This window comes from Streptomyces sp. NPDC053474 (genome assembly GCF_044544845.1).
Classification (GTDB): Bacteria; Actinomycetota; Actinomycetes; order Streptomycetales; family Streptomycetaceae; genus Streptomyces.
Window position 1 is genome coordinate 147,124 of the sequence record NZ_JBITXV010000021.1, and the last position, 9,624, is coordinate 156,747.

A 9,624-nucleotide genomic window follows, 5' to 3' on the forward strand; every position below is an offset into this window, starting at 1 on the left:
GCCCTACCCCCCCTGCCGCCACAGGTCGGATACGGCCTGTCACACCCCGCCGGTACGGTGGGCGCATGAGTCAAGGTCCCCGGTCCGGGCTGTACGCGGTCAGCTCGGCCCTGCTCGCCATGAGCAGCCAGCTGGAGGTGCGCGACGTCCTCAAGACGATCGTCGTCTCGGCCCGCGAGCTGCTCTCCGCGGAGTACGCGGCACTCGGCGTCCCCGACGACCACGGCGGCTTCGCCCAGTTCGTGGTCGACGGCGTCACCGAAGAGCAGTGGAAGGCCATCGGCCCGCTCCCGCGCCAGCACGGCATCCTCGCCTCGATGCTCCAGAAGGCCGAGCCGGAGCGGCTCGCCGACGTCCGCGAGGACCCCCGCTTCGAGGGCTGGCCGTCCGCCCACCCGGACATGTCCGACTTCCTCGGCCTGCCCATCCGGCACGGCGACGAGACACTCGGCGCCCTGTTCCTCGCCAACAAGAACTGCTCGAAGCCCACCGGCGGCTGCGGCTTCGACGAGGACGACGAGGAACTGCTCTCGATCCTCGCCCAGCACGCGGCGATCGCCCTCACCAACGCCCGGCTGTACGAGCGCAGCCGCGAGCTGACCATCGCCGAGGAGCGCTCCCGGCTCGCCCACGAGCTGCACGACGCCGTCAGCCAGAAGCTGTTCTCGCTGCGCCTGACGGCCCAGGCGGCCACCGCCCTGGTCGATCGGGACCCGGCCCGCGCCAAGGGCGAGCTCCAGCAGGTGGCCGCGCTCGCGGCCGAGGCGGCCGACGAGCTGCGCGCGGCCGTGGTGGAGCTGCGCCCCGCCGCCCTCGACGAGGACGGCCTCGTCGCCACGCTGCGCACCCACGTCCAGGTCCTCGACCGCGCCCACTCGGCCACGGTCACCTTCACCAGCACCGGCGTGCGCGCCCTGCCCGCGGCCCAGGAGGAGGCCATGCTGCGCGTCGCCCAGGAGGCCCTGCACAACGCGCTGCGGCACGCCGAGGCCGCGTGCGTGGGCGTCGCCCTGGAGCGGCACGGCACGGGCGCGGTGCTGCGCGTCACCGACGACGGCAAGGGATTCGACCCGCGCGCGACGCGCCGCGCCGGGCGGCACTTGGGCCTGGTCTCCATGCGGGACCGGGCCGGCGGGGTCGGCGGACGGCTGACCGTGGCATCGGAGCCCGGCAAGGGCACCACGATCGAGATGGAGGTTCCCGGTGGCTGAGAACGAAGGGGCGGTGCCCGCCCCGGTCACACGGCGGATCCGGGTGCTCCTGGTCGACGACCACCAGGTGGTGCGCCGCGGCCTGCGTACGTTCCTGGAGATCCAGGACGACATCGAGGTCGTCGGCGAGGCCTCCGACGGCGCCGAAGGCGTCGCGCACGCCGAGGAGCTGAAGCCGGACGTCGTCCTGATGGACGTCAAGATGCCCGGCATGGACGGCGTGGAAGCCCTGCGCAAGCTGCGCGAGCTGGCCAACCCCGCGCGCGTGCTCATCGTCACCAGCTTCACCGAGCAGCGCACGGTCGTGCCCGCCCTGCGCGCGGGCGCCGCCGGCTATGTGTACAAGGACGTGGACCCCGACGCCCTCGCCGGAGCCATCCGCTCCGTGCACGCCGGACACGTCCTGCTCCAGCCCGAGGTGGCGGGCGCCCTGCTGTCCCAGGAGGAGGCCAACAACTCGCAGGGGAGAGGCGGCTCCCTGACCGAGCGGGAGCGCGAGGTGCTCGGCCTGATCGCGGACGGCCGCTCGAACCGCGAGATCGCCCGTGCCCTGGTCCTCTCCGAGAAGACCGTCAAGACGCACGTGTCGAACATCCTCATGAAGCTCGACCTCGCCGACCGCACCCAGGCCGCCCTCTGGGCCGTGCGCCACGGCGTGGCGGGCTGAATCCCCTGGTGCGCCGGGGCGGCGAGCGCCCCGGGCGCACACCGGGCGCGGTCAGTACGGACCGTCGCGTTCCGGGATGAGATTCATACCGTCGTGTGGATGTCCCCCGGATGGCGCATCCCCCAGGGTGCGCGGCCGTTCTCCAGTGCGTGCTGCGGCACCTCAGCCGCAGCTTCCGCTAGGAGGGTTTCAGCAGTGAAGAACGTGAAGAAGGCCGCGGCCATCACGATGATGGCGGGTGGCCTGCTGGTCGCCGGCGCCGGTATGGCCTCCGCCCACGGTGGCGCCGACGCCAACGGCCAGGCCAAGAACTCCCCGGGTGTCGTCTCCGGCAACCTGGTCCAGGCCCCGGTGCACATCCCGGTGAACGCCTGCGGCAACAGCGTCAGCGTCGTCGGCATCCTGAACCCCACCTTCGGGAACGTCTGCGAGAACGTCTGACCCGCTCGCGCGCGGCCTCCCCCCACCCGGCCGCGCGCGTCGGTGTCGCCCCGCACAGCCCCGGCCGCACGGCCGGGGCCCCCGCCACCAGCGCCACCAGAAGGAACACACCCATGAGCATCGCCAAGAAGGCCGCCCTGGCCGTAGCCGTCGCCGGTATCGCCGCGGGCGCCTCCGCCGGAGCCGCCTCCGCCACCGACGCCCACGCCGACGGCAACGCCAAGAACTCCCCGGGCATCGGCTCCGGCAACCTCGTGCAGGCCCCGATCCACATCCCGGTGAACGCCACCGGCAACAGCGCGAACGTGGTCGGCATCCTCAACCCCGCGTTCGGCAACCAGTCGGCGAACCACTGACGCGACACCCACGGGCCCAGGACCCCGCGGACCCCGGTCCGCGGGGTCCCGCACACCCACCCCCACCCCCGCACACCAGCCGCGCGCGACACCTCTCGCGCGTCTGCCGCCGCGCGTCTGCCCACGACGGTTCTCGGGCATCCGCCCCGCATCGACGCCCTGAGCACCACCCCTGCGCCCACGCCCCCGGCTAGAGCCGCCCTGCGTCCGCGCCCAGGCTGACGCCCCGCGTCGCTTCCCCGGCATCCGCCCGCCCCCGGGCACCCGCAAAGGCCCCCCTACCCCCGCCCGCCCTCCAGCACCTCCACGTACGCGTTGTACGCGGCTACCTGTGCTCGCCGAGCCGTTCGCTCCACCGGCTGTAGGGCGCCTGCCCGCGCCGTCATCTCCGAGGCGCTCACGGCCCCGCCGTGCCCGTGGTCGTAGGCCATCGACACCAGGAGGCCCACGCGCTGCGCCAGCTCCAACACGCGTACCGCGCGCGGCGGATACCCGGGCGCGAGGAGTTCGCGCCCCCGCTCCGCCCGTGCCCGGTAGGCGTCGAGCGCCGCCTCGGCGAGCGGCCCCGACGCCGCCACGTCGAGCCGCGAGAGCACCCGCGTGGCCTCCCGCATCGCCTCCGCGAGCTCCCGCTCGGCCTCACCGAGCGACGGCACGTCGGCGGGCGGAGCCTCCCGCACCGGCAGGCAGTGCCACACGACCTCCACATGGACGTCCTCGGCGTCCGCGGCCTCCTCGGGCCCGGCCTCGTACACCTCGGGCACGAGACCGAACGCCGCGCCGGACGCGACGACGGCCTCCTCGGCCTCCAGCGCCCGCGCGTTGAAGTCGGGCGGCCCGCTCAGCCCCAGCGGATGGCCCGGCACGGGCAGCGCCACCCGGAACCCGGTCGCGCCGAGCCCTCGCAGCCGCCCGAGCGCGAGCGTCAGACCGACGGGCGCCGACTCCCCGGGCAGCCCCTCGACGCGGTGCACCGCGTCGTCACCCACGATCGCGTGCACCGCGTCGTCCGGTGAAACAAGTCCGGCCAAAAGGGCGTTTCCCCATGCGGCCAAGCGTCCTGAGCGTGGTTCCGAGAGCATGCACACAGCCTAAGGACCGGCCTCCGCACGGGAACGGTCGGCCAGTGGCGTAGGTTTTATCCGGGGGCTGCGTCCACAGCGAAATCCACGGGCGCCGCGACAGCCGAGACTGCAATGGGAGAGACCGCGCTCATGAGCGAAGTACTGGAGCTTAAGGACGTATCCGTGGTCCGCGAGGGCCGGGCTCTGGTGGACCAGGTCTCCTGGTCGGTCAAGGAGGGGGAGCGCTGGGTCATCCTCGGCCCGAACGGGGCGGGCAAGACCACCCTCCTCAACGTTGCGTCCAGCTACCTCTTCCCGAGCAAGGGCACCGCCACCGTCCTCGGCGAACAGCTCGGCAAGGTCGACGTGTTCGAGCTGCGCCCGCGCATCGGCGTGGCCGGCATGGCCATGGCCGACAAGCTGCCGAAGCGCCAGACCGTCCTGCAGACCGTCCTCACCGCCGCGTACGGCATGACCGCGGGCTGGCGCGAGGACTACGAGGACGTCGACGAGCAGCGCGCCCGCGCCTTCCTCGACCGCCTCGGCATGAGCGACTACCTGGACCGGCGGTTCGGTACCCTCTCCGAGGGCGAGCGCAAGCGCACCCTGATCGCCCGCGCCCTGATGACCGATCCCGAGCTGCTGCTCCTCGACGAGCCCGCCGCGGGCCTCGACCTCGGCGGCCGCGAGGACCTCGTGCGCAGGCTCGGCCGCCTCGCCCGCGACCCCATCGCCCCCTCGATGATCATGGTCACGCACCACGTCGAGGAGATCGCCCCGGGCTTCACGCACGTCCTGATGATCCGCCAGGGCGAGGTCCTCGCCGCGGGCCCCCTGGAGCTCGAACTGACCTCGCGCAACCTCTCGCTCTGCTTCGGCCTGCCGCTGGTCGTCGAGCAGCGGGGCGACCGCTGGAGCGCGCAGGGCCTGCCGCTCGGCTGACCCGGCACGCCCTGTCCGTAACGGGAGCCGCGGCCCTACCATGATTATGTGGACATCGACGCATGGGTGTGGTGGCTGATCGGCGCGGTCGGTCTGGGAATCCCGCTGGTAATGACCGCGATGCCGGAGTTCGGCATGCTGGCCGTCGGCGCCGTGGCGGCCGCGGCGACCGCGGCCGTCGGCGGCGGAGTCGCGGCGCAGACGATCGTCTTCGCCGCCGTCTCCGTCGCCCTGATCGCCGTCGTACGGCCCATCGCCAACCGGCACCGCTCCCAACGGCCCGAACTGGCCAGCGGAATCGACGCCTTGAGGGGCAGGTCCGCAGTCGTCCTGGAGCGGGTCGACGCCTCCGGGGGCCGCATCAAGCTCGCCGGTGAGGTGTGGTCGGCCCGCGCGCTCGACACCGAGCAGACCTTCGAGGCCGGCCAGCAGGTGGACGTCGTCGAGATCGACGGAGCGACCGCCGTCGTCATGTGACGGCGCGAAGCCGTCCGCCGGGCCGCCGTACGACGCCGCCGGGTGATCGGAACCCCCCACGGGGCAGGCGGCGTTCTGACAGACTCGCAGCGAGATCGCCAAGATCCTCCGGAAAAGCCGAAGCACGAAGGGTTGTGGGGAACCACGATGGAACCAATCATCATCGTCCTGATCATTCTGGTGGTGCTGGTCTTCATCGCCCTGATCAAGACGATCCAGGTCATCCCGCAGGCCAGCGCCGCCATCGTGGAGCGCTTCGGCCGCTACACCCGCACCCTGAACGCGGGCCTGAACATCGTCGTCCCGTTCATCGACTCCATCCGCAACCGCATCGACCTGCGCGAGCAGGTCGTGCCCTTCCCGCCGCAGCCGGTGATCACCCAGGACAACCTGGTGGTGAACATCGACACGGTCATCTACTACCAGGTCACCGACGCCCGCGCCGCGACGTACGAGGTCGCCAGCTACATCCAGGCCATCGAGCAGCTCACCGTCACCACCCTGCGCAACATCATCGGCGGCATGGACCTGGAGCGGACCCTGACCTCCCGCGAGGAGATCAACGCGGCCCTGCGCGGCGTCCTCGACGAGGCCACCGGCAAGTGGGGCATCCGCGTCAACCGCGTCGAGCTCAAGGCCATCGAGCCGCCGACCTCCATCCAGGACTCGATGGAGAAGCAGATGCGCGCCGACCGTGACAAGCGCGCCGCGATCCTCCAGGCCGAGGGTGTCCGGCAGTCGGAGATCCTGCGCGCCGAGGGTGAGAAGCAGTCCGCGATCCTGCGCGCCGAAGGTGAGGCCAGGGCCGCCGCCCTGCGCGCCGAGGGCGAGGCCCAGGCCATCCGCACGGTCTTCGAGTCCATCCACGCGGGCGACCCCGACCAGAAGCTGCTGTCCTACCAGTACCTCCAGATGCTCCCGAAGATCGCCGAGGGCGACGCCAACAAGCTCTGGATCGTGCCCAGCGAGATCGGCGACGCCCTCAAGGGCCTCGGCGGCGCGCTCGGCAACTTCGGCCCCATCGGGGGCGGCGGCCCCGCCGCCCCCAAGACCCCGGGCAGCGTGGAGCGCCGCGAACAGCCGCCCATCGACTGACGCGCGTACGGTACGAGGCTGGGGCCGCACTCTTCGAAGAGTGCCGCCCCAGCCTCGTACCGGCACTCAGGCGGCCGGTTGTCCCAGCCAGTCGGGCAGGGCCTCCAGGTCCTCGCGCCCGAGCGCGAGCAGCATCGCGTCGGCGGGCGTCGGCTCGAACGGCTGCCTGAGCAGCGGCATCCCCGCCTGCTCCGGCGTCCGGTCCGCCTTGCGGTGATTGTCAAGGGCGCACGACGCCACCGTGTTCAGCCAGCTGTCCGCGCCGCCCCGGGACCGCGGCACCACGTGGTCCACGGTCGTCGCGCGCCTGCCGCAGTACGCGCAGCGGTGCCGGTCGCGCACCAGCACACCGCGCCGAGACCATGGAGCACGTCTTCGGAACGGCACGCGTACGTACCGGCAGAGCCTGATCACCCGGGGCACCGGAAGATCCAGGTCGGCGGCGCGCATCCGCAGCCCGGGGTGGGCGTGCTCCACGACGGCCTTGTCCTGGAGGACCAGCACGACGGCGCGGTTCAGCGTCACCGTCGACAGCGGCTCGAAGCTTGCGTTCAGGACCAGCGTGTCTCGCATCTCGCCCACCTCCCGTGTGCACCGGCCCACCCCCTGGCGGGCTTGGATCAACTCTGGCCGGGCACGCCGGGATGGACAACGCAATAAAAGATGCCCGCCCCTGATCACTTCCAAGACCAGGGGCGGGCAAACGTTCCATGAACGGTCGGCGGGTGTTAGTCCTCCGCGAGCGCCGCGTACTCGGCGACCACGTGCGCCCGCGCGAGCGTGTGGAACCGCAGGTTGAAGCCGACCACGGCGGGCGTGGCGTCCGCGTCCGGGCCCAGCTTCTCCTGGTCGACCGCGTACACGGTGAACACATAGCGGTGCGCCGGGTCACCGGGCGGCGGGGCGGCGCCGCCGAAGTCCTTCGTCCCGTAGTCGTTGCGCACCTGGACCGCGCCCTCGGGCAGGCCGTCGAACTTGCCGGTGCCCGCGCCGGTCGGCAGCTCGGTCACCGAGGCCGGGATGTCGAACACGACCCAGTGCCAGAATCCGCTCCCCGTGGGGGCGTCCGGGTCGAAGCACGTCACGGCGAAGCTCTTCGTCTCCGGCGGGAACCCCTCCCACCGCAGCTGCGGCGACGTGTTCCCGGCCGCGTACACCTGAGCGTCCGGCAGCGTCGCGCCCGCCTCGAAGTCCGTGCTCGCGACCGTGAACGACGGCACGGGCGGGTGGAAGTCGTGCGGCAGCGGCGGCCTGTTGACCTCGGCCACGTAGGCACCTCCTGATCGGTAGGGACTGATCGGTACAGACAACGGTCCTGCTCCGCGGCGACCGTCCACGATCACGGCGGTCGTCCGCGCTGCCGAGCCTAGGCCTTAGAACCAGTTGCGCCGACTGCCGACCTCGGACAGCCACGCGTTCAGATACGCGGCCCAGTCCGTGCCCTGGAAGTCGTGGAGACCGACCGTGAACGACTTGTAGGAGTCGCTGCCCTCGCTGAACAGGCCGGGCTTCTTGTCCATCTCCAGGACGACGTCCATCTCGCGGTCGTCGGCGACGAAGCTCAGCTCGACCTGGTTCAGACCGCGGTACTGCTCCGGCGGGAAGAACTCGATCTCCTGGTAGAAGGGCAGCTTCTGGCGCGTGCCGCGGATGTGGCCCTTCTCCATGTCGGCGCTCTTGAAGCGGAAGCCCAGCTGCCCGAAGGCGTCGAGGACGGCCTGCTGCGCGGGCAGCGGGTGGACGTGGATCGGGTCCAGGTCACCGGAGTCCACGGCACGGGCGATCGCCAGCTCCGTCGTCACGCCGATGTTCATGCCGTGCAGCTCGCGCCCGGCGAAGTGGGTGATCGGCGTCTCCCAGGGGATGTCGAGCCCGAACGGCACCGCGTGCACCGCGTTCGCCTTCAGTTCGAAGGCCCCGCCGAGGCGCTGCTTGGCGAACTCGATGTCCTGCTTGAACTCCTGGTCGTTGCCCTCGACCTCGACCCGGGCCTGCAGACCCACGGAGAGTCCCTCGATCCGCTGGTCGACGGAGCCGCCCTGGATGCGCACCTCGCCCTGGACCACACCACCCGGCACGACGTTGGCCTCGGTCAGCACCGTCTCGACGGACGCGCCGCCGGCACCCAGACTCGCAAGGAGCTTCTTGAACCCCATGACTCTCCTCCCCAGGACCCTGCCTGTGGCTTGATTCGATCGGATCGTCGACTTCGATCCGTACAAACGCGACCAGCGCGCGTGTGGTTCCGCGCTCTCACCCTCGTGTCCCCACCCTCGCGGCGAGAAGGCCCTCGGGCCAGGCTCCGCCCGCCCTCCGCGCCGAACCCGCACACATCCGGTGCACTACGCTCGTTCGGCATGATCGCGGGACCTGACCGTACGCCCCTGCCCCGAGAGTTCTTCGACCGCCCCGTCTTGGAGGTGGCCCCCGACCTGCTCGGCCGCGTCCTCGTGCGCGCCTCCCCGGACGGCCCGATCGCGCTGCGCCTGACGGAGGTCGAGGCGTACGAGGGGGAGGCGGACCCCGGCTCGCACGCCTATCGGGGCCGTACCGCTCGCAACGACGTGATGTTCGGCCCGCCCGGGCACGCGTACGTGTACTTCACCTACGGCATGTGGCACTGCCTCAACGTCGTGTGCGGCCCGGAGGGCACCGCGAGCGGGGTGCTGCTGCGCGCGGGCGAGGTGGTCGAAGGCGCCGAGCTGGCCCGCAAACGTCGACTCTCGGCCCGGAACGACAAGGAACTGGCCAAAGGACCCGCACGCCTGGCCACGGCCCTCGACGTGGACCGCGCTCTCAACGGCGCCGACTTCTGCGCGGGCCCCGAGGCGCCGCTCAGCCTCCTCACCGGGACGCCCACCCACCCCGACCAGGTCAAGAACGGACCCCGAACCGGAGTGGGCGGCGAGGGCAGCGGCCACCCCTGGCGCTTCTGGGCGGCCAACGACCCCACGGTCAGCCCTTATCGGGCCCATACGCCCCGGCGCCGACGAACTTGACGCGGCGTTGGCAGGTCCGTAATGTGGCCCGAGCCGCTTGACCCGGGTACGGCATTCAGCCTGCAGCCGGAAGCGGCCAACCACTACCTACGACTTCCCCTTCGCGGGGTCCTATTTCGCATGTCCGCATGCCGAAATTCGAATCCGCAGACTCGATTATGAGTCGCCGGGAGAATCCGCTAAAGTAGTGACCACGCCGAAAGGCAAAGGCCCTCCAACGGCCACCGGAAATGAAATCCGAACCGGAAACGGAACGGAAAACGGATCTGGTAGGGTTGGAAACACGAAATACCGAAGGGAAGCGCCCGGAGGAAAGCCCGAGAGGGTGAGTACAAAGGAAGCGTCCGTTCCTTGAGAACTCAACAGCGTGCC

12 protein-coding genes are annotated in these 9,624 nt (G+C 71.2%); 8 read left to right on the forward strand and 4 right to left on the reverse strand.

The window, feature by feature from the left end:
- Positions 1–65 precede the first annotated feature (65 nt).
- From ACIG3E_RS36510 to ACIG3E_RS36525, 4 genes are all read left to right on the forward strand, one after another.
- The gene (locus ACIG3E_RS36510; RefSeq protein WP_399624558.1) at positions 66–1,211 is read left to right on the forward strand and encodes a GAF domain-containing protein; all 1,146 of its coding nucleotides are present in this window, start codon (positions 66–68) and stop codon (positions 1,209–1,211) included.
- A complete protein-coding gene (locus ACIG3E_RS36515; RefSeq protein ID WP_242716196.1) occupies positions 1,204–1,878 on the forward strand; it encodes a response regulator transcription factor in 675 nt (224 codons plus the stop codon). Before ACIG3E_RS36510 ends, ACIG3E_RS36515 begins: the two co-directional genes overlap by 8 nt.
- 195 nt (positions 1,879–2,073) lie before the next feature.
- The gene (locus ACIG3E_RS36520) at positions 2,074–2,319 is read left to right on the forward strand and encodes a chaplin (RefSeq protein WP_399624560.1); all 246 of its coding nucleotides are present in this window, start codon (positions 2,074–2,076) and stop codon (positions 2,317–2,319) included.
- 113 nt (positions 2,320–2,432) lie between these two features.
- Complete coding sequence (locus ACIG3E_RS36525) at positions 2,433–2,675, forward strand: chaplin (RefSeq protein WP_399624563.1); 243 nt, start codon at positions 2,433–2,435, stop codon at positions 2,673–2,675.
- 278 nt (positions 2,676–2,953) lie between these two features.
- Here ACIG3E_RS36525 and ACIG3E_RS36530 read toward each other — a convergent pair whose 3' ends face one another.
- The gene (locus ACIG3E_RS36530; RefSeq protein ID WP_399624566.1) at positions 2,954–3,757 is read right to left on the reverse strand and encodes a hypothetical protein; all 804 of its coding nucleotides are present in this window, start codon (positions 3,755–3,757) and stop codon (positions 2,954–2,956) included.
- 132 nt (positions 3,758–3,889) lie between these two features.
- Between ACIG3E_RS36530 and ACIG3E_RS36535 the strand changes: the two genes are divergently transcribed.
- The 3 genes from ACIG3E_RS36535 to ACIG3E_RS36545 all read left to right on the forward strand — a co-directional run bounded on the left by ACIG3E_RS36535 (position 3,890) and on the right by ACIG3E_RS36545 (position 6,253).
- Positions 3,890–4,681 (forward strand): ABC transporter ATP-binding protein, encoded by a 792-nt coding sequence (locus tag ACIG3E_RS36535; RefSeq protein WP_138958914.1) that lies wholly within the window; start codon positions 3,890–3,892, stop codon positions 4,679–4,681.
- Positions 4,682–4,729: 48 nt separating this feature from the next.
- Positions 4,730–5,158, forward strand: coding sequence for an NfeD family protein (locus ACIG3E_RS36540; protein ID WP_399624569.1), 429 nt, complete (start codon positions 4,730–4,732; stop codon positions 5,156–5,158).
- A gap of 147 nt (positions 5,159–5,305) precedes the next feature.
- A complete protein-coding gene (locus ACIG3E_RS36545; protein WP_399624571.1) occupies positions 5,306–6,253 on the forward strand; it encodes an SPFH domain-containing protein in 948 nt (315 codons plus the stop codon).
- Positions 6,254–6,319: 66 nt separating this feature from the next.
- On the opposite strand, the gene ACIG3E_RS36550 is transcribed toward ACIG3E_RS36545, so the two are convergent.
- From ACIG3E_RS36550 to ACIG3E_RS36560, 3 genes are all read right to left on the reverse strand, one after another.
- Positions 6,320–6,826, reverse strand: a complete 507-nt coding sequence (locus ACIG3E_RS36550) for an HNH endonuclease (protein ID WP_138958911.1) — start codon at positions 6,824–6,826, stop codon at positions 6,320–6,322.
- A gap of 155 nt (positions 6,827–6,981) precedes the next feature.
- On the reverse strand, positions 6,982–7,521 hold the full coding sequence (locus ACIG3E_RS36555) for a YbhB/YbcL family Raf kinase inhibitor-like protein (RefSeq protein ID WP_399624574.1): 540 nt from the start codon (positions 7,519–7,521) through the stop codon (positions 6,982–6,984).
- A 105-nt stretch (positions 7,522–7,626) separates the two neighbouring features.
- Entirely contained in the window at positions 7,627–8,409 is a 783-nt protein-coding gene (locus tag ACIG3E_RS36560) for a sporulation protein (protein WP_399624576.1), read from the reverse strand.
- A gap of 201 nt (positions 8,410–8,610) precedes the next feature.
- Between ACIG3E_RS36560 and ACIG3E_RS36565 the strand changes: the two genes are divergently transcribed.
- Positions 8,611–9,252 (forward strand): DNA-3-methyladenine glycosylase, encoded by a 642-nt coding sequence (locus ACIG3E_RS36565; protein ID WP_399624578.1) that lies wholly within the window; start codon positions 8,611–8,613, stop codon positions 9,250–9,252.
- Positions 9,253–9,624: the final 372 nt, after the last annotated feature.

Excerpts from the sequence above, each read along its gene's own strand:
- ACIG3E_RS36510 (WP_399624558.1), top strand. The coding sequence starts at position 66 with ATGAGTCAAGGTCCCCGGTCCGGGCTGTACGCGGTCAGCTCGGCCCTG.
- ACIG3E_RS36525 (WP_399624563.1), top strand. The coding sequence starts at position 2,433 with ATGAGCATCGCCAAGAAGGCCGCCCTGGCCGTAGCCGTCGCCGGTATC.
- ACIG3E_RS36530 (WP_399624566.1), bottom strand. The coding sequence starts at position 3,757 with ATGCTCTCGGAACCACGCTCAGGACGCTTGGCCGCATGGGGAAACGCC.
- ACIG3E_RS36535 (WP_138958914.1), top strand. The coding sequence starts at position 3,890 with ATGAGCGAAGTACTGGAGCTTAAGGACGTATCCGTGGTCCGCGAGGGC.
- ACIG3E_RS36545 (WP_399624571.1), top strand. The coding sequence starts at position 5,306 with ATGGAACCAATCATCATCGTCCTGATCATTCTGGTGGTGCTGGTCTTC.
- ACIG3E_RS36550 (WP_138958911.1), bottom strand. The coding sequence starts at position 6,826 with ATGCGAGACACGCTGGTCCTGAACGCAAGCTTCGAGCCGCTGTCGACG.
- ACIG3E_RS36560 (WP_399624576.1), bottom strand. The coding sequence starts at position 8,409 with ATGGGGTTCAAGAAGCTCCTTGCGAGTCTGGGTGCCGGCGGCGCGTCC.
- ACIG3E_RS36565 (WP_399624578.1), top strand. The coding sequence starts at position 8,611 with ATGATCGCGGGACCTGACCGTACGCCCCTGCCCCGAGAGTTCTTCGAC.